The organism is Leuconostoc lactis (assembly GCF_007954625.1).
Taxonomy (GTDB): domain Bacteria; phylum Bacillota; class Bacilli; order Lactobacillales; family Lactobacillaceae; genus Leuconostoc; species Leuconostoc lactis_A.
Map to the genome: position 1 here is coordinate 692,563 of NZ_CP042420.1, position 23,733 is coordinate 716,295.

At 43.0% G+C, this 23,733-nt stretch carries 24 protein-coding genes and 2 tRNA genes; 24 read left to right on the plus strand and 2 right to left on the minus strand.

Annotated elements, in window-relative coordinates; genetic code table 11:
- Position 1: 1 nt before the first annotated feature.
- On the plus strand, positions 2-454 hold the full coding sequence (gene rplI / locus FGL80_RS03515; protein WP_055308448.1) for a 50S ribosomal protein L9: 453 nt from the start codon (positions 2-4) through the stop codon (positions 452-454).
- Between the two features lie 2 nt (positions 455-456).
- Positions 457-1,923, plus strand: a complete 1,467-nt coding sequence (gene dnaB / locus FGL80_RS03520; RefSeq protein WP_055308447.1) for a replicative DNA helicase — start codon at positions 457-459, stop codon at positions 1,921-1,923.
- Between the two features lie 33 nt (positions 1,924-1,956).
- Here dnaB and FGL80_RS03525 read toward each other — a convergent pair whose 3' ends face one another.
- On the minus strand, positions 1,957-2,454 hold the full coding sequence (locus FGL80_RS03525; protein ID WP_010000982.1) for an aminoacyl-tRNA deacylase: 498 nt from the start codon (positions 2,452-2,454) through the stop codon (positions 1,957-1,959).
- Positions 2,455-2,533: 79 nt separating this feature from the next.
- On the opposite strand from FGL80_RS03525, the gene FGL80_RS03530 reads away from it, so the two are divergent.
- From FGL80_RS03530 to rlmH, 15 genes are all read left to right on the plus strand, one after another.
- A complete protein-coding gene (locus FGL80_RS03530; RefSeq protein ID WP_010000983.1) occupies positions 2,534-3,262 on the plus strand; it encodes a GntR family transcriptional regulator in 729 nt (242 codons plus the stop codon).
- A gap of 215 nt (positions 3,263-3,477) precedes the next feature.
- Complete coding sequence (locus tag FGL80_RS03535; protein ID WP_055308446.1) at positions 3,478-5,931, plus strand: phosphoketolase family protein; 2,454 nt, start codon at positions 3,478-3,480, stop codon at positions 5,929-5,931.
- Positions 5,932-6,061: 130 nt separating this feature from the next.
- On the plus strand, positions 6,062-6,880 hold the full coding sequence (hisJ, locus tag FGL80_RS03540; RefSeq protein WP_244297956.1) for a histidinol-phosphatase HisJ: 819 nt from the start codon (positions 6,062-6,064) through the stop codon (positions 6,878-6,880).
- On the plus strand, positions 6,877-7,545 hold the full coding sequence (locus tag FGL80_RS03545; protein ID WP_055308444.1) for an HAD family hydrolase: 669 nt from the start codon (positions 6,877-6,879) through the stop codon (positions 7,543-7,545). The genes hisJ and FGL80_RS03545 overlap by 4 nt, the downstream gene beginning before the upstream one ends.
- On the plus strand, positions 7,542-8,060 hold the full coding sequence (locus tag FGL80_RS03550) for an NUDIX hydrolase (RefSeq protein ID WP_055308443.1): 519 nt from the start codon (positions 7,542-7,544) through the stop codon (positions 8,058-8,060). The genes FGL80_RS03545 and FGL80_RS03550 overlap by 4 nt, the downstream gene beginning before the upstream one ends.
- Before the next feature lie 88 nt (positions 8,061-8,148).
- Positions 8,149-9,381 (plus strand): MFS transporter, encoded by a 1,233-nt coding sequence (locus FGL80_RS03555; protein WP_055308442.1) that lies wholly within the window; start codon positions 8,149-8,151, stop codon positions 9,379-9,381.
- A 134-nt stretch (positions 9,382-9,515) separates the two neighbouring features.
- Complete coding sequence (locus tag FGL80_RS03560; protein ID WP_147001806.1) at positions 9,516-10,334, plus strand: Cof-type HAD-IIB family hydrolase; 819 nt, start codon at positions 9,516-9,518, stop codon at positions 10,332-10,334.
- 36 nt (positions 10,335-10,370) lie between these two features.
- Complete coding sequence (gene tpx, locus FGL80_RS03565) at positions 10,371-10,868, plus strand: thiol peroxidase (protein ID WP_055308440.1); 498 nt, start codon at positions 10,371-10,373, stop codon at positions 10,866-10,868.
- Between the two features lie 143 nt (positions 10,869-11,011).
- Positions 11,012-11,992, plus strand: coding sequence for a ribose-phosphate diphosphokinase (locus FGL80_RS03570; protein ID WP_010000991.1), 981 nt, complete (start codon positions 11,012-11,014; stop codon positions 11,990-11,992).
- A gap of 134 nt (positions 11,993-12,126) precedes the next feature.
- Complete coding sequence (gene yycF, locus FGL80_RS03575) at positions 12,127-12,834, plus strand: response regulator YycF (RefSeq protein ID WP_029510319.1); 708 nt, start codon at positions 12,127-12,129, stop codon at positions 12,832-12,834.
- Positions 12,835-12,930: 96 nt separating this feature from the next.
- Entirely contained in the window at positions 12,931-14,802 is a 1,872-nt protein-coding gene (gene walK / locus FGL80_RS03580; protein WP_055308439.1) for a cell wall metabolism sensor histidine kinase WalK, read from the plus strand.
- Positions 14,792-16,102, plus strand: a complete 1,311-nt coding sequence (gene yycH, locus FGL80_RS03585) for a two-component system activity regulator YycH (RefSeq protein ID WP_055308438.1) — start codon at positions 14,792-14,794, stop codon at positions 16,100-16,102. Before walK ends, yycH begins: the two co-directional genes overlap by 11 nt.
- Before the next feature lie 25 nt (positions 16,103-16,127).
- The gene (gene yycI / locus FGL80_RS03590; protein ID WP_055308437.1) at positions 16,128-16,904 is read left to right on the plus strand and encodes a two-component system regulatory protein YycI; all 777 of its coding nucleotides are present in this window, start codon (positions 16,128-16,130) and stop codon (positions 16,902-16,904) included.
- Positions 16,905-16,966: 62 nt separating this feature from the next.
- Positions 16,967-18,106, plus strand: a complete 1,140-nt coding sequence (locus FGL80_RS03595; RefSeq protein ID WP_147001807.1) for a S1C family serine protease — start codon at positions 16,967-16,969, stop codon at positions 18,104-18,106.
- A 651-nt stretch (positions 18,107-18,757) separates the two neighbouring features.
- Positions 18,758-19,237, plus strand: coding sequence for a 23S rRNA (pseudouridine(1915)-N(3))-methyltransferase RlmH (rlmH, locus tag FGL80_RS03600; protein ID WP_147001808.1), 480 nt, complete (start codon positions 18,758-18,760; stop codon positions 19,235-19,237).
- Between the two features lie 72 nt (positions 19,238-19,309).
- Here rlmH and FGL80_RS09035 read toward each other — a convergent pair whose 3' ends face one another.
- Complete coding sequence (locus tag FGL80_RS09035; RefSeq protein WP_010000998.1) at positions 19,310-19,453, minus strand: hypothetical protein; 144 nt, start codon at positions 19,451-19,453, stop codon at positions 19,310-19,312.
- Positions 19,454-19,576: 123 nt separating this feature from the next.
- On the opposite strand from FGL80_RS09035, the gene mutY reads away from it, so the two are divergent.
- From mutY to FGL80_RS03635, 7 genes are all read left to right on the plus strand, one after another.
- A complete protein-coding gene (mutY, locus tag FGL80_RS03605) occupies positions 19,577-20,593 on the plus strand; it encodes an A/G-specific adenine glycosylase (protein ID WP_055308434.1) in 1,017 nt (338 codons plus the stop codon).
- Between the two features lie 5 nt (positions 20,594-20,598).
- Entirely contained in the window at positions 20,599-21,702 is a 1,104-nt protein-coding gene (locus FGL80_RS03610; protein WP_055308433.1) for an AI-2E family transporter, read from the plus strand.
- 45 nt (positions 21,703-21,747) lie between these two features.
- Complete coding sequence (locus FGL80_RS03615; protein ID WP_055308432.1) at positions 21,748-22,134, plus strand: DUF6508 domain-containing protein; 387 nt, start codon at positions 21,748-21,750, stop codon at positions 22,132-22,134.
- Between the two features lie 50 nt (positions 22,135-22,184).
- A tRNA-Leu gene (locus FGL80_RS03620) sits at positions 22,185-22,266 on the plus strand.
- A gap of 65 nt (positions 22,267-22,331) precedes the next feature.
- Positions 22,332-22,404 (plus strand) — tRNA-Thr (locus FGL80_RS03625).
- Between the two features lie 124 nt (positions 22,405-22,528).
- Complete coding sequence (locus FGL80_RS03630; protein WP_055308431.1) at positions 22,529-22,885, plus strand: PadR family transcriptional regulator; 357 nt, start codon at positions 22,529-22,531, stop codon at positions 22,883-22,885.
- Positions 22,863-23,699, plus strand: a complete 837-nt coding sequence (locus FGL80_RS03635; RefSeq protein WP_055308430.1) for a DUF1129 domain-containing protein — start codon at positions 22,863-22,865, stop codon at positions 23,697-23,699. The genes FGL80_RS03630 and FGL80_RS03635 overlap by 23 nt, the downstream gene beginning before the upstream one ends.
- Positions 23,700-23,733 lie beyond the last annotated feature (34 nt).

A 23,733-nucleotide genomic window follows, 5' to 3' on the forward strand; every position in this document is an offset into this window, starting at 1 on the left:
CATGAAAGTTGTATTTTTAGAAGATGTTAAGGGTCGTGGAAAAAAAGGGGAAGTTAAGGAAGTGCCAGATGGGTACGCGAATAACTTCCTAATTAAGAATAAAAAAGCAGAACCAGCCACAGGTAAAAATGTGGGTGCTGTTAAGGGTCGTCAGAAGGCAGCAGAAAAAGCAGCTGCTGAACAATTAGCCGAAGCACAAGCACTGAAGGCAAAGATTGAAGCAGATGACTTTGTTGTGACAATCAAAGGCAAGTCTGGCGCGGATGGCCGTCTCTTTGGTGCGGTGTCATCTAAGCAAATTGCGACGGCTTTGGCTGAGCAAAAGCAACTAAAAATTGATAAGCGCAAGCTTGAATTGAACCATCCTATCCACTCATTAGGTTACACGACGGTACCACTCAAGCTACACCGTGATGTGACAGCAGACTTACGTGTTCATGTCAGCGAGGGTTAAACATGGATAACCCAGAAGCATACGAGTATAGACAAGTCCCACAAGATGTCGATGCTGAACGGGCGGTGCTGGGCGCAATCTTCTTTGATGTGAAATCCGATAACGCGATGGTAGCGGCGAGCGCCATTTTGGAAGCGGATGATTTTTATCGACAAGCACATCAAACCATTTTTAAAGCGATGCAACAGCTGGTTGATGAACAACGTCCGATTGATATGCTCACGCTTCAGGATAAACTCAATAGTTTACAGCAATTAGATAATGTCGGCGGTATGGCTTACTTAGCTGAAATCTCGGAATCTTCTGCATCATCAGCCAATTTAAAGCATTATGCCAATATTGTGCGTGAAAAGGCTATTTTGCGTCGGATGATTGAGACGTTGACGCGCAGTATGTCGTTAGCTTATGACGCTGCGGCACCGAGTGAGGAAATCTTAGATACATTGAGCCGTAGTCTGGATAATTTGGCTGAGAATCGTGGTGATGAAGATTTCCAAAAGATTAAAGACGTGTTGCAAGCCTTCCAAGCTAATTTGGATCAAGCTGTCGCCAATGATAATGATGTGGTTGGACTGGCAACAGGGTATCCCGAATTAGATAAATTGACCCACGGTTTTCGTGAAGATCAGATGATTGTGTTGGGGGCGCGGCCAGCGGTCGGGAAAACAGCCTTTGTGTTAAATATTGCTAAAAATGTGGCCAAAGCCGAGCAAGTACCGGTGGTTGTGTTCAGTCTTGAAATGGGCGCCGTGGATTTGGTGACCCGACTGGTGGCGGCCGAAGGGGCAATTGATTCAAGTCATTTGACAACGGGTCAGATGACCCAAGAAGATTGGCAGTCATTGACATTAGCCATGCAATCATTGGCGAATATGCAAATCTACATGGACGACACGGCTGGGATTAAAATTAATCAAATTAGCGCCAAGTTACGTAAACTTGAAAAAGATTTGGTGAATGAATTACCACCAGATCAACGCGCAAGTAATCCTCATCCAATTGGCATGGTAATCATTGATTATTTGGGGTTGATTGAATCCAATAATACAGAAAGTCGCCAGCAGGCGGTTTCAGAAGTTTCACGTGCAATTAAGAAGTTAGCCAAAGAATTACATACGCCTATTTTGGCGTTGGCACAATTGAGTCGTGGTGTCGAGCAACGCACGGATAAGCGACCAGTGCTATCTGATTTGCGTGAATCAGGCTCGATTGAACAAGATGCGGATATTGTCGCCTTTTTGTATCGTGATGACTATTATCGCAACGATGGCGGCGATGACGATGGTGATTCAGATCCGCGTGACGAAGAAGAAGCAGTGCCAATTGAAATTATTTTGGAAAAAAATCGTGCCGGTGCGCGTGGCACGGCGACCTTGATGTTTAATAAACCGACCTTTAAATTTAGCCCAATGGCGCCATTGTATCGCGATGATATGAATGCTGGACCAAATAGCAACGTTGGGTGGTAAAAAAAGACAGTCATGCGACTGTCTTTTTTTAAATTAATTTTCTAGCAGATCGACAAAAGGCGCATGGATTAAGTTGGCCAAATCAGTCGGGTTGATTTGGTCGCTGCGTCCTAATTCACCAGCACTCACCAAGAAGTAAGGCGCGGTCTGAGCAGTCAAATCGATAAAAATTGGGAAATGCTTCGTATGCCAAATCCCAACTGGATTGTTAGCACCGTGGACATAACCCGTGGTTTGCTGCAGTGTCTTTAAGGGCAACATGGTGACTTTTTTATTGCCAGATGCTGCCGCGAGTTTTTTCATTGATAGATGTTGGGTGATAGGGATCACTGCAATGACGGGGCCGGTTTTATCACCAGTGGCCGCTAAAGTTTTATAGATATCATCATGCTTGACGCCAAATTCTGCAAGAATTTGATCACGCTCAGCCGCTGTTTTATCTAAGATATTCAGCGTGAGGGGTGTGTAAGCCAGGCCATGCTTGTCCATGACCTGTTCGGGAAGTGTTTTTTTGATTTTTTTCTTTGCCATGATATGTCCATTCTAACACAAATTGGCGTACCCAAAAAGGATTGCGGTCCAACCAATTTATGCTATACTAGTTAGCATGATGTCAGAAGCAATTTATGTCACCGTGCAGGCGGACTTAAAACAAAAAATTTATAATGGTGATTTTCCGGACTTGAAATTACCTGATGAACGGACGTTGGCGGCGCAATATGAGGTGTCACGGTCGTCCATCAAACGCGCGTTAAACGTGTTGGTGCAACAAGGTGTGATTTTTAAAAAGCGTGGGAGTGGGACGTTCGTCAACCCGTTGTATTTAAAAAACCATGACTTGTTCCAACATGAAGGGTCTAATCTTGGGGTCTCGGACTCATTTCGGGTAGACGGTAAAGCGCCAAGTATTGAGTTACTCGATTTCCAAGTGGTCCCCGCAACACCTGTCCAACAGCAAGCCTTGTTTTTAAACGATGGCGACTTTGTATATGAGATTAAGCGGTTGCGGCGTTTGGAAGGGGTACCTTTTATGATTGAACGCGGTTATGTCCCAATCAACGTTTTGCCTGGTTTGAACAAAGAAATTGTGTCCGGCTCAGTCTATGAGTATGTGGAAAATACCAAAAATCGAGCCGTTACCAAGTCCTTTATGACGATTATGGCTGAACCCTCAAACGCTGAGGATCAACAGTTATTGGAATTGTCAGACAAAGAGCCAGTTGGCATTATGGAAGGTATCTTCTTTATGGATGATGGCACGCCGTTAGAATTTTCAAACATGCGGTTGCATTATAAATATTTACGGTACAATGCGTTTGTCAGCATTGATTCGGAATAGCAACAGGTCAATGGCCTGTTGCTTTTTTATTAGCGCTCAAAATAATTGGACCGCACCAATGTTGTTGTTGCGCCAACCAAATTTGAAAAAATAATCAACCAATCAGATGCGTTATCTTGAATAAATTAGGCAAATCAGTTATACTGAAAGAGTAAATAACGGAGAAAGATTCGTGGTTTACGATTCTCTCAAAATAATAAGGAGTACTTAATCTCATGGTAGATTTCGATTCAAAAGAGTACTTGGAACTCGTTGATAAGTGGTGGCGTGCAACCAACTATTTGTCAGCAGGGATGATCTTCTTGAAGAGCAACCCATTGTTCTCAGTTACTAACACACCAATCCAAGCCGAAGACGTTAAAGTTAAGCCTATCGGTCACTGGGGAACAATTTCAGGTCAAACTTTCTTGTATGCACACGCAAACCGTTTGATCAACAAGTATGACGTGAACATGTTCTATATCGGTGGTCCTGGACACGGTGGCCAAGTTATGGTTACTAACGCGTACTTGGATGGCGAATATACTGAAGATTACCCAGAAATCACACAAGATTTGGCTGGTATGAGCCGCTTGTTCAAGCGTTTCTCATTCCCTGGCGGAATCGGATCACACATGACAGCGCAAACACCGGGTTCATTGCATGAAGGTGGTGAATTGGGTTACTCATTGTCACACGCATTCGGTGCCGTTTTGGATAACCCAGACCAAATCGCTTTCGCCGTTGTTGGTGATGGTGAAGCTGAAACAGGTCCATCAATGACTTCATGGTTGTCATCAAAGTTCTTGAACGCTAAGAACGATGGTGCCGTGTTGCCAATTTTGGATTTGAACGGCTTCAAGATTTCAAACCCAACAATCTTCTCACGTATGAGCCATGAAGAAATCACAAAGTTCTTTGAAGGTGTTGGTTACTCACCACGCTTCATCGAAAACGATGATATTCATGACTACGCTAAGTATCACGAAATCGCTGCTAAGGTCTTTGACCAAGCGATCGAAGACATCTTGGCTATCCAAAAGGATGCGCGTGAAAACGGTAAGTATGAAGATGGTACAATCCCTGCATGGCCTGTAATTATTGCACGTTTGCCAAAGGGTTGGGGTGGTCCACGTTACGACAAGAACGGTGACCCTATCGAAGATTCATTCCGTGCGCACCAAGTGCCATTGCCTTTGGATCAAAACAACCTTGACACATTGCCAGAATTCGAAGAATGGATGAACTCATACAAGCCTGAAGAATTGTTCAACGCTGATGGTTCATTGAAGGACGAAGTGAAGGCACTTGCACCTAAGGGTGACAAGCGTATGTCTGCTAACCCAATCACTAATGGTGGTCGCCGTCGCGGTGAAGCACCTAAGACATTGGACTTGCCAGACTGGCGTCAATTCACAAACGACATTACTAACGAAAACCGTGGACATGAATTGCCAAAAGTAACGCAAAACATGGACATGACAACACTTTCAGCATACTTGGAAGAAGTTACTAAGTTGAACCCAACATCATTCCGTATCTTCGGACCTGATGAAACAATGTCAAACCGTTTGTGGGATCTCTTCAACACAACAACACGTCAATGGATGGAACCTACAAAGTTCCCTAACGATCAATACGTAGGACCTGAAGGTCGTATCATTGATTCACAATTGTCAGAACACCAAGCTGAAGGTTGGTTGGAAGCTTACACATTGACTGGTCGTGTTGGAATCTTCGCATCATACGAATCATTCCTACGTGTCGTGGACTCAATGGTTACACAACACTTCAAGTGGTTGCGTCACGCTTCAGAACAACCATGGCGTAATGATTACCCATCATTGAACTTGATTGCAACATCAACTGCCTTCCAACAAGATCACAACGGTTACACACACCAAGATCCAGGTATGTTGACACACTTGGCTGAAAAGAAGTCTAACTTCATCCGTGAATACTTGCCAGCCGATGGTAACTCATTGTTGGCTGTTCAAGCACGTGCCTTCTCAGAACGTCAAAAGGTTAACTTGATTGTTGCCTCAAAGCAACCACGTCAACAATGGTTTACTGCTGACGAAGCTGAAGAATTGGCTACAGAAGGTTTGAAGATCATCGATTGGGCATCTACTGCACCATCTGGTGATGTGGATATTACATTCGCATCAGCTGGTACAGAACCAACAATCGAAACTTTGGCTGCTTTGTGGTTGGTTAACCAAGCCTTCCCAGAAGTTAAGTTCCGCTATGTCAACGTTGTTGAATTGCTTCGTTTGCAAAAGAAGTCAGAAGCTTACTTGAACAGCGAACGTGAATTGTCTGACGACGACTTCAACAAGTTCTTCCAAGCTGATACACCAGTTATCTTCGGATTCCACGGCTTCGAAGACTTGGTTGAATCATTCTTCTTCGAACGCAAGTTCCGTGGTGATGTATACGTTCACGGTTACCGTGAAGATGGTGACATCACAACAACATACGACATGCGTGTTTACTCAAAGTTGGATCGTTTCCACCAAGCTAAGGAAGCTGCCGAAATCTTGTCAGCTAACGGTAAGATTGATCAAGCTGCTGCTGATACATTCATTACTAAGATGGACGATATCTTGGCAAAGCACTACGAAGTAACACGTAACGAAGGTCACGATATTGAAGAATTCACTGACTGGAACTGGGCACCTTTGAAGTAATCAGCTATTTGGCTTATTACAGAAAATGTACCACCAGTACAAATCAAGCGAACCAGATTATTCTGGTTCGCTTTTTTGTATACTTATCGGTAAAATAAAAGTAACGTATTGAGACAAGGAGCGCTGTATCATGCTATTAAAAAAAGACGGTCATACGCACACACCATTTTCACATCAAAATTCGGATGAACCGTTTGATGCCTATATTGAACGGGCGATTGCGTTGGGATTTGACACTTATACGATTACGGAACATGCACCGTTATTGCAAGACCTGACGTTGCCAGCTGACTATCCGGTGGTTAGTCAAGATGATCTTGCGCAGGTAAAGACTGAAACAGCACGGTTAATCGCCAAGTATGGGGATAAAATTCAAATCAAGCGCGGGTTAGAAGTGGACTATGTGGTGGGCCAAGAACGTCAATTGCGAACGTTTTTGCGAGAAAATCGCGACTGGTTTGACGAAATTATCCTAGCTGTTCATTTGCTACCGGATGATTCAGGCGACATCACACCCATTGATTATTCGGCAGAATTGTTGACGACACGCTTTGCCACGTTGTTACAAGACCCACAAGCATTCTATCGCCGCTATTTTGAAACGGTTGCGCAGAGTGTGGAAGCCGTTTTAGGGGTCGATGTACCGGTGGCGATTGGACATCTTGGACTAGTTAAAAAATTCCAAAAGGTGTTAGATTTGCCAGATTATGCGGACGATATCTATCGTATGATTGGGGACATTTTCCAAATGATGCAAGTACGCGGTTATGCGTTAGAGTTTAATGCGGCCGGTCTTAGTGAAGTTGAAAATGGCGCAACTTATCCGCAGTTTAATGTTGTAACGGCCGCCCGCGATATGGGCATTGAAGTAGTGTATGGTTCAGATGCCCACCAAGTGAGTGAAGTTGGTCGTTATTTTGATGACCTTGCAGCGGTTTTGCAAGCATGACGGCGGCGACGCAGTATCGGGCAGTTTTCTTTGATTTTGATGGCACCTTGGCCAATACAGAAAAATTAGCTGTGTATGCCACGCAAACCGCTTTTGCACAAATGGGTTTGCCAGTACCAACGGCAGCAGCCATTATTCAATATCAAGGAATACCAATCGAAACGTCGTTTCCATTGTTAGCACAGCATCCCATGGATCAGACGACGCTACAGCAGTTATTCACCGCTTTTAGATCGGCTTATCAAGCTGGCGAATCAGTTGAGACAATTCAGGCCTTTTCAGGGATCCCGGAATTGTTAACCCAATTAGTGGCTGCTGGACAGCAACTATTTTTGATGACGAGTAAAAAATCAGCGGTGGCGCAACGGAATTTGGCCATATTATCTTTGGACAAGTATTTTACGGCGGTATATGGTTCAGATCGCGTCGTAGCTTATAAACCAGCACCAGATGGGTTACAGCAAGCGCTAGCGGAATATCAATTATCTGCAAATGAAGCGGTGATGGTGGGCGATGCAACCTTTGATATCGACGCCGGGAATGCAGCTGGGATGACAACCATCGCAGTGACTTGGGGTGCGCATACACGAGAAACACTGAAACAATCCGAACCAGATTATCTGGTTGCGACACGGGAAGCGTTAGCAGAGGTACTACACAAATGAGTGATCATCGCGCAGATAAATTAGGTGAATACTGGGACGTCTATAATGCGCAAAAAGAACGTACGGGACGAACGCATCGACGTGGCCAACAACTACAACCTGGGGACTACCATTTGGTGACTAATGGCTTGATATTTAATTCGAAGGGCGATGTGTTGTTACAGCAGCGTGCTTTTGACAAGTTGAGCCATCCTGGGATATGGACCGCTGATACGGGCGGGTCTGTTTTAGTTGGTGAGACAAGTCAGCAAGCTTTAGTGCGGGAATTATTTGAGGAGCTTGGGCTGACCGTTTCGGCTGACGAGCTGGTGTTTATTGAGACGTTGCGCTATACTGACTGGATTGAAGATTGGTATGCCATCAGATTACCGGATCAGCCGGTGGCCTTTCAATTACAAACCGCTGAAATGGTGGCGGTTCGTTGGGTGAGTTTCGCTGAGGCGCTGGCCAATAACACGGCAAATGGCTTTGATGATAACGACTTATTACACACAGCGAAAGCACGCTTGTTCTAATTGTAGTTCGCATGAAAAAAGTAGAGATATGGTTTTGTGACGCCATATTTCTTTTATTTTGTCACAATGAGAAAGTAGGGCACGCCGGATGGCTGATTTTTTTAAACTTGATCGAAATATTCAATTACGCATTGTGATGATGTTTATTACAGTCGCGATTGGCTCCTCGGTCGGTCCCAATATGACAATTTATTATGTGGGATATTTTGGGGCTTTTTTGACGGGGATTTTGTTAGTCCTTGTCCAAGTGGCCGGTTTTCTGGCGGGCTTATATGGTGGTCACCTGGCGGATTTGTGGGGACGCAAGCGGGTCATGATTGCTGGGATTGGCTTGATGACATTAGGCTATTTACTAGCTGCCGTGATGAATTCACCGCTATATATTAATCCTTACATCACGTTTTTTGGTTTCTTGATGGCGAGTGTGGGGTTAAGTTTTGCCTCTCCAGCTGAAGAAGCGATGATGATTGATGTGTCGACGGTGAAAAATCGTAAGTTTATTTATGCCATGATTTATTGGGTCATCAATTTAGCGGTGATGATTGGCGCAGGACTTGGTGGTTGGTTTTTCAAAACGGCACGTTTTCAGCTCTTGATTGGCACCGCCATTGGGGCCTTAATTAGTCTCATCATTGTCCTCGTATGGATTACTGAGACCTTACCCAAGGACAAGCGGCCAACTCATGGCCAATCGGTTTGGGCGGCAGTGAAAAGTTACCGAACCGTGTTTTCAGACCGCCGCTATATGAAATTTATGGTCGCAAGCATTGGGGCAACGGTTATTTTCACGTCGCCAGATTATTATCTTGCCGCACATTTATCCCAAACATTCCACACGATTGATATCGCTGGTGTTGAGATTTTTGGGCAGCGGATGCTATCCATTGTGACTATGGTGAACACTTTCATGATTGTTTTGATGATGGGCATGATGACCAAACTATTTAAGCATTGGTCTGAAATGAAAGCGAGTGCGGTCGGTACAGCTTTACAGGGCGGCAGTTTTGCCATCATGTTCTTATTAACGGACTTTTGGCCACTTATGGTTTTTACCGTTATTTTGACACTTGGCGAAATGATTGTCACGCCAGCCAGTCAGTCTCTGCGTGCTGAAATGATGAACCCAGAAAAAATTGGCGCTTATAGTGGTTTTAGTGCTGCGATTCGGCCGATTGGTGCTATTTTAGCGTCGGGCATTGTGAGTGCGTCTGTTTTGGTTGGCAATGTTGGCGCCGCATTACTATTGCTCACGGCTACGGGGATCAGCATCTTGTTTACTTATTTAGCCGTGCTGATGTTACGCGAGAACCGAACAAGTTGAAGTGTTTTGTCGTGACGCACTTTATTATTTTGTTATAATGTAATTAAGCATGATAAACGGTTGTGTCTAGCTGATTTTAAATGAAGGGAAGCGACAACAAGCACAACACAGTTGTTGGATAAACAAGCAAACAGATGTCAGAAATTAAAATTGTCTCAATTGATATTGACGGAACACTGATCAATGATCGTCACGAAATTACACCAGAAGTCAAGCGAGCTGTACAAGCAGCTATGGCACAAGGCGTGAAAATTGTCATTACGACGGGCCGACCATTACCTGGTGTCCAAAAGATCCTGTCAGAATTAAACATTACTGGATCGGATCAATATGTGATTACCTATAATGGTGGTCTCGTACAAACGGCCGATGGTCAAAAGACCTTGTTCCGGCAACCATTAGCGGTATCAGAATTTCAAAAAATTAATGCTTTTATGACGGCACAGAAAATCTATGTGCAGGTTGAATCACATGATGCGGCGTATACAACGAATCATTGTATCCATCCGTGGGCAAGCTTTGAAAATAGCTTGGTTAATCTCCCATTATTTGTGTTAGATTCAGAAGCTGAGTTAGAAAAGATTGCCTTTATTAAGGCGATTGCGAACGCGGAAAGTGATGAACTTGACGCTGTGCAAGCCGCGGTACCAAAGACAATTAGTGAACATGTTAATGTCATTCGCTCAACGGCGAATAATTTGGAATTTATTGATCGTCAAGCTTCAAAGGGTAATGCGTTATTAGCCCTTGCTGATGAATTGGGTGTATCCCATGACGCAACAATGGCGATTGGTGATCAGGCCAATGATTATTCCATGATTGAACAAGCTGGCATTGGCGTTGCGATGGGCAATGCGATTCCAAGTTTGAAAGCAATCGCCGATTACGAAACAGCAAGCAATAACGACTCTGGCGTGGCACGCGCCATTGAAAAATTTGTGCTTAAATCATAATTAAAGTTCGGTTATATAAGATGCGGAGGTCGCAAAATGGACGTTTTATTAGAAGGTGAAGTTACAGCGCTTGTTGGGGAACCCTTAAAAGTTGGTGAAACATTACCACACTTTAAGTTGGAAGATCAAGACGGTGAAAAGGTTAAAACTGCTGATTTGATTGGGCAATTGATGTTAATTTCAGTTGTGCCTGATTTGAATACTGGCACATGCACATTGCAAACGCGCCACTTTAATCAAACAGTGGATCAATTTGAAGGGATCCAATTCTTGACAGTATCAACAAACACTGTTGCGGAACAACGTGACTGGTGTGCGGCTGAAGGCGTTAAGAACTTGCGGATGTTGTCTGATGAACAAGAATCATTTGGCTACGCAACCAAGCTCTACATTCCGTCACAAGGCTTTGATGCTCGCGCAGTTTACATTGTTGATGCTGACGGTGTTGTGCGTTACGCACAAATTGTACCAGAAGTATCTGAAGAGCCAGATTATGATGATGCACTACGCGTTTTACGTGAATTACAAGGGTAAATTGCGTGATCAAAAACAGATTGGGATGTCCAGTCTGTTTTTTTATGATCTGATAAAAGGCAACGTCGTCAGTGGCGCTGGGCCCTTTTTTTTGTTAAAATAAACAGGGACATTAAATTCACATAAAATATTTGGAGCCAAACATGCCAGAACCTAAATTGAAACTTTTTTCTTTAAGTTCAAATGAGCCACTTGCGGAAAAGATTGCTGAATCCGTGGGTGTCCCTTTGAGTGAAATATCTGTCAAGCGCTTTGCCGATGGTGAAGTACAGATTAACATTGAGGAAAGCATTCGTGGGGATAACGTCTTTGTTATCCAATCAACCGCTGCCCCAGTCAACGATAACTTGATGGAATTGTTGATTATGATTGATGCCTTGCGTCGCGCATCAGCCAACCAAATCAATGTGGTATTACCTTACTATGGCTATGCACGCCAAGACCGTAAGGCGCGTTCGCGTGAACCAATCACAGCCAAGCTTGTTGCCAATATGTTGGAACGAGCGGGCGCAACGCGGGTATTGGCGCTTGATTTACATGCAGCGCAAATTCAAGGTTTCTTCGATATTCCAATGGATCATTTGCAAGGCGCACCGTTGTTAGCCGACTATTTGATTGAATCTGGAATTGCGGACAAGAAGAACGCGGTGGTTGTGTCACCAGATCACGGGGGCATGACCCGTGCGCGTAACTTGAACAATATGTTGGAATTAGAAGCACCGGTAGCTGTCATTGATAAGCGCCGTCCCAAGCCAAATGTGGCCGAAGTCGGCAGCATTGTGGGCGATGTTAAAGGCAAGACAGCCATCATGATTGATGACATGATCGATACTGCTGGCACGATTACCCAAGGGGCCGAATTGATCATGGAACATGGGGCTAAAGAAGTGTATGTTGTTGCGTCACACGCCGTGTTCTCAGGACCAGCGGTTGAACGCTTGCAGAATTCTGTCTTCACAAAAGTGATTGTCACAGACTCAATCAACTTACCTGAAGATAAAAAGTTTGATAAATTAGAAATTGTTTCAGTTGGTGAACTGATTGGTGAAGCCATTCGCCGGATTAATAACAACGAAGCCATTTCATCACTATTTAAAAATCGTTTCCATCGTCGTTCACACTAAACCAGGACTTGACGTTGAACGGTACGGTAAAAAGTCGATGATTCGGCTTTTTTTGTGCAATATATTACAAAATGGCATAAAAATGATATACTTAAAGATAAATAAACTAGCAAAGACGCGTGAGGAGCATATCCATGAGTAAAATTTTGGTTGTGGATGATGAGAAGCCAATCTCAGATATCATAAAGTTTAATTTAACAAAAGAAGGCTATGATGTTGTCACGGCAGCGGATGGTCAAGAAGCCTTAACCATGTTCAGTGACGAAAAGCCAGATCTTGTTTTGTTAGATCAAATGTTACCCGAAATTGATGGCGTTGAAGTATTGCGTCAAATTCGTTCAAAGTCAGAAATTCCGGTCATTATGGTGACAGCCAAGGATTCTGAAATTGATAAAGTCTTGGGTCTAGAAATGGGTGCGGATGATTATGTGACGAAGCCTTTTTCTAACCGAGAATTAGTCGCACGTGTCAAAGCTAACTTGCGTAGTCGTAAGGCAGTTGCGCAACATTCAGATGATGCGGTCGTCAATACAGAAGATATTGAACTCGGTGATTTAACGATTCATCCGCAAGCCTATATGGTATCAAAGGCGGGGCAGGATATTGAATTAACACACCGTGAATTTGAACTGCTGTATTATCTTGCCCAACACATTGGGCAAGTGATGACCCGTGAGCACTTGTTGCAACAAGTATGGGGTTACGACTATTTTGGTGATGTCCGCACGGTCGATGTCACTGTCCGTCGCTTACGCGAAAAGATTGAAGACAACCCAAGTCACCCAAACTGGCTCGCAACGCGTCGCGGCGTTGGGTATTACTTACGCCCAGAAGCAGAATAAGTCGCATCGTTTCATACCTTGCAGGTTGAAATATGCGATGATGACACCATTTTGATATGGATATTGCAAGGAGACAGACGCAAGCCGTCGGTAACTATGAACAGTACGATCAGCTTTTTTAAATCTATTCGTTTTCGCATCACCCTTGTTTTTGTGTTGCTAATGATTATCGCACTCGAACTTTTGGGTGCGTTTTTTGTACGCCAAATTGAACAGCAAAATTTGGCGACTTTTCAGCAACAAATTACGCTACCCAAATATGTGACCGATCAGATTACAACGGCACTCAAAAACCCAGATACAAACGCGGGTAACCATGAGATTCAAGATGTGTTATCCAGTTTAAATAATGATAACTTGCAGGAAGCGCAAGTTATCGATCGTACAGGGACAATTCGTGGGACATTATCCGTTTCTGGTCAGCAAACTATTGGGCAAAAAACCACGGATTTAAATGCCCAAAAAGCGATTTCCGGCGAGCAATCTTTTTTAAAGACACGCATTATCAATGATAATGGTGATCGTAAGGAATTATTAACGATACCGTTAGGGGTGACGTCAGATCGTGTCCGTGATGTGAGTGGAGTTATCGTTGTTGCTGCCAGCTTGGCACCAGTTTATCAACATGTTAACAGCGTGATGCGGCTCTTTATCATTGCTGGCTTAATTGCTTTAATTGCCACCATTGGTCTGGCGCTGTTCTTGGCGCATACCTTAACGCGACCGATTGAACAAATTGATGAACAGACGACTAAAATTGCGAATGGCGACTATTCGATGGTCAACCATATCTATGGTTCTGATGAAATCGGTCATTTGGCCCAATCAGTTAATGAACTCTCCACGCGAGTCGAGGAATCCACCGAAACGGTCAATGCGGAGCGAAATCGACTGGATTCGGTGCTCACCCACATGGCGGACGGTGTTTTGGCAGCTAACCGGCGGGGTGAAGTGACGATTATTAACCAAGCGGCAGCAGATTTTGTCGGTGTCGATCGTGAAGAGGCGATTGGACAACATGTTGTGGATTTGCTACATCTACGTGGTAAGCGTACGTTGCGCGATATGTTGGAAAATCTGAATGATTTCCAGGTTGATTTGTCAGATGCCGGCAAAGAAGTTGTCGTCCAAGCTTATGTTTCCTTGATTAAAAGGCAGTCGGGCTTTATCTCTGGCCTAGTCGTGGTCTTACATGATATTACGGAACAACAGCGAATTGATTCCGAACGCCGCATGTTTGTTTCCAATGTGTCACACGAATTACGAACACCGTTGACCTCTGTGCGTTCTTATGTTGATGCACTGGCTGAAGGCGCGATTAATGATCCCGAAATGGCGCAAAACTTTTTGGGCGTGGTTCAGGATGAAACGCAACGCATGATTCGGATGATTAACGATCTGTTGGAGTTATCACGCTTGGATCAAGGGACGATGGATGTGAAACTTGAGGTGGTGAACCTCAATAGTCTGTTCAATTTTGTCTTAAATCGTTTCGATATGATTATTGAAAACGATGCTAAAAATGCTGACACACCAAACAAAAGCTACAACATTAAACGTGAATTCACCAATGAAGATGTTTGGGTTGAAGTGGATCCAGATAAGTTTACCCAAGTGTTGGATAATATCATGAATAACGCCGTGAAGTACTCGCCTGATGGCGGCACGATTACGGCACGTTTAATTAAAACTAAGACACGCGCAATTTTAAGCATTTCCGATCAAGGGCTGGGGATTCCACGAAAAGATTTGGATAATATTTTCAACCGCTTTTTCCGTGTGGATAAATCACGGTCACGTGCCCAAGGTGGCACTGGCTTAGGACTAGCAATTTCAAAAGAAGTTGTGGAAAAGTTTAATGGTCGTATCTGGGTTGATTCCGTTGAAAATAAAGGCTCTACCTTCTATATTTCGTTAGCGTATGTGGATGATGCCGAGTTAGAGGAGGATGATTGGGATGCGGAATAAACCATTTCTTCTCCAACAAACCATTTTGAATGTGCTCTTGGTCCTTGCGATTGGCGCCTCAGTTGTTTTGAGCGCCTTTACTTTTAAGTCTTTTGGACCAACGGAAACGGCCAGCCAATCCGCAACGCAGCAATCCAACCAGCAGCTCATTCAGGTTTTTCGGCCAACGCAGTATATTATTACCCAAGCCAATGGCCAGCAACATGTTGTTCTAAAGACCGATTCAAAACAAGTTAAAACAATTAGAAACGCACTGATGTCAGCGCGTTTTTCCGATGCGCAAACAACCACGGTCAGTACGCAGCGGATAGAAAAGATTTTAAGGACCAAAAGTAGCCTAGTGTTACGTTATCCGGATGTGATCCCAATTGATTATTTCAATACACGTTATAATCAACAAGTTGAACGCCAGAAAGCGCTTAACTTTGATTACTTTGTTTTGGCACTTGATCAGTCTAATAATGGTTATTTTGTGAATACTAAAAAGCGACAGATCACCACGGTTAAGGTCGGGCGATTGGATGATGATGACGTTTGGCGCATGGTGAATCAGCTCCCTAAACATACTGCGGTTAATTTTAAAACACAGCAAGGACGTGCCGAGTTAAACTACGCGCAATCGTTTAAGCTACCGGTCTATTCTTATCTTGTGAACCGACGCGACCCCAAAATGTATGTTTCTGCATTACTGGGCACGATGAATCAGATCGTGATGACCGAAGATGGCGATAAAACGATTTACACCAACAAATTAAACCATCAAAAAGTCACGTATGATCCTGAGTGGGAAACGATCACCTTTGAGGACAATAACGTTAAAAATAAGTTACCGAAATCATATCTTGAGCGCTTGAATTTGAGTTTTGCACAAATCAACTTATTACAACTTAACTTAACCGATACGCGTTTTTTTGAAAGTCAGAATCTTGGCCAATCAGTGACCTATCGGACATATGTCGAAGGCTTTCCGGTTTATTTCCAATCAGAAAGTGGGGCGATTCATATTGATATGTCACAAAATGGGCATCAGACCAGTACCTATTCGCTCAATGAATTAGGCGTACCAGTACCTAATAATCAGCCAGATGTTACCTTGCCGTCAACCGCTGATGTCTTAAAGCAATTGCGTGATGCAGGCGTCAAGCCAAGCGATTATAACTTTATTACGCCAGGTTATGAATGGCTGATTAATAAAGATAGCCAAGCCGCGGTCAACATGGTGCCAACTTGGATGATTGAGACGCCAGATGGTTGGCACAGTGTCACAGCCTATATAGCAGCAAAAGCTAATCAATCGTGATTGGCAAAACAAAAAGGAGGCAGCCATGCAATTTAAACGTATTACCGTGCTCATGTTGATTTTGTTTGTTTTGCTGGACATTTTCCTATTTAATTGGTGGCAGGCTGGCCGTGTCGCACCGATTCAAGTTGCGGACGCTAACGCAAATATTATTTTGGAGATGAGAAAGCAAAATATTAAGTTGCCGAGTTTTAGCACAACGATTAAGTATAAAAGCTATCTGGCTGCGCAACATGCTAAAAAATCAGAAATTATCCGCTTGCCAAGTGATCTCGCGACAACAACGGCAGGCGATGCGGAAGCGTTGGTTGGCGAATTCCGCACAGCTAAAGGGCTGAAACCACGCGATGGTGAGCCAACAAGCCTATCGCCCAACGTGATTGCTTATGATGCGGGTTACCGCTATAATCCGATTTTAACCGCCAATAAGTCGAATGGGGATAAGGTCTATTCTCAAGTCGTCAATGGTCTACCGGTGATGACGGATCCAGCCACAATGGTTTTTCACTATGATAAAAATGGCAAGCCAACCAACGTGGTGAAACGGCAGTTAATCAATAGTCAAAAGCTCCGTGATGACCGACCACTTATTTCGGAAGAAGAGGCGATTGTTGCGCTGTACCGATATAATGAATTGGATAGTGGGGATCGTTTATCTGAGGGCTACTTGTACTATGATAAAATATTAACGGTGAATGGTTATGATATTTATCTGCCAGTTTGGGCGTTTGAAGCACATAGTGGTCGTGATAAATATATTTTAAAGATTAATGCCTTTACTGGGGATAACTTATCGGTATAATTTAATTTAATATTAATTTGTAATCGGTACACTTAAAACAAAGCAATAGATGGGTGAATAATATGGTGGATAAATCATTAACAAAAATTATCATAACTGGCGCAATTGCTGGTGTTCTTGGTGGTGGGGCGATGTTGTATGGGCAGCGTGGTTTGGAAGACGTACAACAATCACAGCAAAAAGTGACAACCAAGGCCGATAAGACGGTGACAATTGCCAAGGATGCGACAGCGACATCAGCTTATAATAAAGTGTCAGATGCGGTTGTTTCTGTGTTGAATTTCTCCCAAGCGGGGAAAAATTCTTTTCAAGAAGCGTCTGAAGGCTCCGGCGTGATTTACAAGAAGTCTGGGGATACGGCCTATGTGGTGACAAATAATCACGTGATTAACGGGGCAGCCCAAATTCAAGTGATGTTACATGATGGGCAAAAAGTGACGGCTACGTTGGTTGGAAAAGATGCCATGACGGATTTAGCGGTGTTAAAGATCGCGGCCGATAAGGTTACCACAACGGCAGCATTTGGTGATTCCAATAAAATTCAGGTGGGTCAGAAAGTCTTGGCTATTGGCTCACCGTTAGGCGCACAATACGCCTCATCGGTCACAGAAGGGATTATTTCGGCTAAGAAGCGTTTGGTGGAATCTTCTTCTGAAGATGGGCAAAATTATGGAGGTTCAACGGTTATTCAAACCGATGCGGCCATTAACCCTGGTAATTCCGGTGGTCCATTAATCAATTTTGCTGGCCAAGTGATTGGTATCAACTCAATGAAACTCTCTTCATCTGCTTCAGGCACGAGTGTTGAAGGCATGGGATTTGCTATTCCGTCAAATCAAGTGGTGGATATTGTCAATAAGTTGGTCAAGTATGGCCAAGTGACGCGTCCAGCTATTGGGATTGGATTAGTTGAATTATCAGCTGTGACTGTTGATGACCAAAAGTCATTGTTGAAGATTCCGGATACAGTTAAGGGCGGCGTTGTTGTCATGAGTTTGACCCCTAATGGACCAGCGGCTAAGGCTGGTATTCAGAAATACGATGTGATTACTGGGATTGATGGTAAAACAGTGACTGGGCAAGCTGACTTGCGTGAAGAACTGTATAAGCATGATCTCGATGATACGGTCACAATCACTTATTATCACCAAGCAGAGAAAAAGACTGTTAAAGTTAAATTAACACAAAAATTAGGAAGTTAACGTACACGTTAACTTTTTTCTTTACACATTTTTTACAAATTGGATGAGCTGCTGTTTTCTGAAAATGTTAATAAATCGCCTGAAAATGTTGATAAATCGGTGTAAAAGTCGATAAAATGTGGATAAGTCGGCGGGCTCATGTTGAAAACTGGTTTTATTTGTTAAGTTTTCATTAAATAGACGATGAAAACGGCAAAATCGGCGTGATTTCGTAAATTTTTGATCAATAATGTCAATAGCGCGTCAATGTTTGCGTTTAGGACGTAAGGCACGTTAAAAAACAGATGAAATCAAGATAGTGACTGAAAATAGGAACATTAGCCATTTTTTCTGTTGTAATGTTAAGGGAACATCTGTGCTTATCCACAGTTGTGGATAAAAAAGTGGAAAACTGTGGATAAGGTCAAGAATTGCGGGTGAAAATTGGCTAAAACGCTATTCAAAAACGTGGAAAAAGTTATCCACATTTTATTTAAAATGTGCTAAAAACTGTGGATAAAAAAATATACGAACAGGATAAGTACTGGTATAATAGGCATATTACGATGTTGCATTTATGTTGTTCGTATGACAAATTGTGGATAAGTTGCCAGATACAAATGTTTGCATCATGATGAAAAAGTTTAAGAAAATATAAAGGTGTTAACCGTTATGAACATTAAAATTATCACTGTTGGTAAGTTAAAAGAAGACTACTTGAAAGCCGGAATTGCGGAATATACGAAGCGATTATCACGTTTTGCTAAAACGACCATTATCGAATTAACTGATGAGAAAACACCGGATAAAGCGAGTGAAGCCCAGAATCAACAAATTCTCATGAAAGAAGGGGCACGGATTCAAGAAAAAATTGGGGCACGTGATTTTGTGATTGTGTTAGCGATTGAAGGCAAGCAATTACCCTCAGAGGCGTTTGCGCAAAAACTAGCAGATGTCACCTTAGCGGGTTATTCAGACATCACGTTTATTATTGGTGGCTCGCTAGGGCTTGATCCTACGATCAAGCAACGCGCCAATATGAAAATGAGTTTTGGTCTATTGACGCTACCACATCAATTAATGCGCTTGGTGTTGGTTGAACAAATTTATCGGGCCTTTATGATTCAACAAGGCTCTCCGTACCATAAATAAGTGCTTTTATGTGAAAAAAGGGCAAACAAAAAAACCAGTACTTGTACTGGTTTTTTTAGGGATCAGATGTGATTACTTTGTTTCAGGTAATTCTTCTGACTTACCTTTTGCCCATTGTTGCAACTTTGCAATCGCAATTTGGCGTTGCTTCTTGGCTGAGTTGTGTCCGACCTTGCGAGCACGGGCGAATGAATTAAGCGGCTTCTTTAATGCCATGATGGGTACTCCTTTTTAAATGTTTTACATACAAGATATTATTATACGTTATATATCCCGAAAAAACAAGGCTTTGCGAATAACCCGTGCTAAATTCAGGCTAACTTAGGGTACAATAGTATTATGGAATTTTGGTCAGAAGAAACAATTGAAAATTTTCGTCGCACATTACTGGATTGGTATGACCGTGAGGGACGTGCGACATTACCTTGGCGTGTGGATCATGACCCTTATCGGGTTATGGTATCAGAAATCATGTTGCAACAAACCCAAGTGGATACTGTCTTACCATATTATGAACGGTTTATGCAGGCCTTACCAACGGTACAGGATTTAGCACGTGCGCCAGAAGCACAAGTTTTAAAGCTTTGGGAAGGTCTGGGCTATTATTCACGGGCGCGTAACTTACAAAAAGCAGCGCGTTTTGTTGTGGATGATTTACATGGGCATTGGCCGGAAAGTGCTGATGATCTGCAAGTCTTACCAGGTGTTGGCCCTTATACGTCAGCAGCCATTGCTTCGATTAGCTTTGGCGAAGTCGTACCGGCTGTGGATGGCAATGCTTATCGCGTGTTCAGTCGTTTACTAAAAATTGACGCCGATATTGCGCAACCAAAATCGCGAAAGATTTTTTACGATGCTATCTTGCCGATTGTTGATCCTGATCGACCAGGCGACTTTAACCAAGCTATTATGGATCTTGGCTCAAGTTATATGACAGCTAAAAATCCTAACAGTGAGGATTCACCGGTGCGGGCCTTTAACGCAGCCTATCGCGATGGTGTGGAAATGGCGTATCCGGTTAAAACAAAGAAGCAGAAGCCAGTTAAACAGCTGTATATGGCAACCGTTTCAGAAAAAGATGGCCGCCTACTCTTTGAAAAACGACCAGATACTGGTTTGTTATCGGGTTTTTGGACTTTCCCGTTGGAAGAAATTCAAAGCATTGAGCAAATTGTCGGTGAACAGCTACACATTAAACCTATTGTGCACGTCTTTACACATCGTCGGTGGGAAATTTGGCTTGTGAAACGAGATTTGCCATTAACTGATAATCGGCAATACTTGACGCCTGACCAGTGGCAGCACCTATCACTGCCCACAGTACAACACAAATTACTGAATGCGTTGGAGGAATAACACACATGTTTCCAAATCCTAAGTTAAAGCAACTCTTTTTTTGGACAATTGAATTATTAGCGCTATCACTGCTGGTGTATATCGTCTCTGGCTTTGACTTTTTGATGCGCCCGATTCAGGTTTTCATTTCGACGGTCTTTGCACCTTTGGTGGTCGCTGGTTTTCTGTATTATATTTTAAAGCCACTGGTCTCACTGATTCAAAAAATAAAAATCCGTGGTAAAGTGATGCCACATCAAGTAGCTGTCGTCATCACATTTTTGGGATTTTTAGCCATGATTGTCGGGGCGCTAGTTGTGTTGGTGCCAACATTAATTCAAGAAATAACGAATTTAGTGAACGCTTTGCCAAGCTTTGTGAATGATGCGCAACGCATCGCGACAGAAGTCGTGAAGAGTGAATGGTTTGATGCGCTTCACTTGTCAGTTGATGTGGAACAAGTTAAAACAGCGGTGGGCAAATACGCCGGTTCGTTTTTGACGGTAACTGCTGGGACGCTCGGCACTGTTGCTTCAACGGTCACAACGGTCACGATCAATTTGGTCACGATTCCAGTCATTTTATTTTATATGTTAAGCGATGGGAATCGCTTGGTGCCCGCCATTCAAAAACTATTTCCTGCACGGCACGCGGAAACAATTTCAGAACTCACCACAAAGATGGATACGACGATTGAAAAATATATTTCCGGACAAGCAATTGAAATGGGCTTCGTTGGTGCCTCAATGGCCATTGGTTATCTCTTAATTGGACAACCTTATGCTTGGTTGCTCGGAATTGTTGCCGGCATTACGAATATTGTGCCTTACCTTGGACCGTGGATTGGTGTGGTGCCAGCCCTCATTATTGCCAGCACACAATCTTGGAAACAAGTGGTGTTGGTGTTGATTGTCATGACGATTGTGCAACAATTGGATGGGAACTTCATTTATCCAAATGTGATTGGTAAAAGTTTGGCGATTTATCCGTTAACGATTATGATTTTATTGATGGTTGCAGGTAACTTGTGGGGCATTGTTGGTATGATTTTGATTGTGCCAGTTTATGCCATCTTACGCGTTGTGGTACAGTTTGCTGCTGAGTTGTTTATACTGACAAAAAGTAAGTAATGTGCTATACTAGATAGTGAGTTTAATCTAGTAGGGGGTTCAGTTATGCAAGCATTTGACTTTGAAAAAAATATTGCCGTATTGGCATCAGCTAAAGGCCAACCAATTCCCTGGCCATCTGGCCCATATCCAGCCTATTCAGTTGATATTTTGGCACTCGCGCAAAGTTACTTTAAGTCAGCGGAATATGATCGTAATTTTGACCGCACATTGCGACAACATGGTTTTCATGAAGGTGTGCCAGAGGCTGTTGTTGCAGAGATTGCCGCCACGTCAGAAGACTATGATTTAGTACGTGCCGTGTTGTCAGCAATCATTCGCGGGGAAAAATACACGCCAGGAATGTGGCAGGTTTTAGTGGAAAATGGGATTTTACTTGATCTCATGACACGGGCCTATCAGTTAAAGCAAAAAAGTGAAATAAAGTCTTGACGAATGTTAGATTTTAAAGTAAACTAATATAGTTGTCTAAGCAACTAAATGCGGGTGTGGCGGAACTGGCAGACGCGCTGGATTTAGGTTCCAGTGCCGCAAGGCGTGCAGGTTCGATTCCTGTCACCCGTACTAAGAGAACAATTTGTTCTCTGGGGTATCTAGTATAACTTAGGTATACTTGAGTACTTGGCGTTGCCGACTTAGCTCAGTTGGTAGAGCATCTCACTAGTAATGAGGGGGTCAACGGTTCGAATCCGCTAGTCGGCATCAAGAAAAGCAGTGATTTTAAATCACTGCTTTTTATTTTGTTCGCTAGTATGTTTTACAATATAGTAAAAATATTATATACTACTAGTATGTTAAACAATATAGTTCTAAAGGTCGTATTCACATGAAGCAAAATAGGTCGAGTCAAATGTTGAAAGGCATTCTACAAGGGATGATGCTCATTATTTTGTCACGAAAACCTGATTATGGCTATGGCATTAGTAAGCAAATGAATGACTACGGCCTAGAAGATATTCCAAAAGGGACAATTTATCCACTATTAGCTGCAATGGAAAGGCGTGGATTAATTATGGGGAAAATGCAACCGTCGCAAGAAGGTCCAGACCGTAAGTATTACTATGTGACACCAGCTGGGGAAGCTGAAAAGCAGGCATTTCTTTTGGAGTGGGATATCTTAGCAAATGTCGTTAATCGCATGATTGATGGGGGGAGAAAAAATGAACACGAATCAAATGATTGAAGAAAATAACCAATTGCGGCAACGTTTAAATGAAGAAAATAAAGCATACTATAATGATTTGCTACTTTATTTGCGCTTTCAAAGTGTCTCGCGTGATGAGGCGCAGATTGAATCCTTCTTACTTGATGTACTACAAGATATTCTTGCTGCCCAAAAAGATGGCCTATCTGCAGTTGATTATTTCGGAAAAGAGCCAAAAGAGGTAGCGGATGCATTTTTGGCAGAAGTACCCAGAAGTTTTTGGGCGGTGGTTAAACTCGCGCTGATAGTTGTCGGGAGTTATATGGGCATTACCATCTTTCCAACATTGACGACAACTGGTAAACCAACTGATGTGGGGGCCATGTTAATTGCTGGATTGTATGCCTTACTAATGGTTATAATACTTTTTAAGTACCTTGCGGTAACGATATATCGTGTATCGACGTGGCGCTTGCATAAGGTGATGCAATGGCTGATTTGGTGTCTGATAGCCATTATTGCTTTAGCGCCGCTATCTTTAATCACTATTTTGGTGAAAACTCCGGTCAGAATATCTCTTGATGGTATTTGGGGGATTGGTGTTATTTTGTTAGGTTGGTTAATAGGCGGAATTGTTTATCTGCGACTGACAGATAAACAGATGTGGACGCCTTTTGTGATTGTAGCGTTGGCCTTTGGTATTATGGGTATTATTGCAAGAATACCGCACTTTGATGCGTTGCTTCGTATTAAATCTGGTCGGTATCTGTACGCTGGGTTAATGGTTATTGTGATGATTGTCTTTTATTTAATGAGTTACTTTGCAGTGAAAAGAATGAAGAAATCAGAATGATAAAACTAAAAACAGCCAAACCATTAATGGTTTG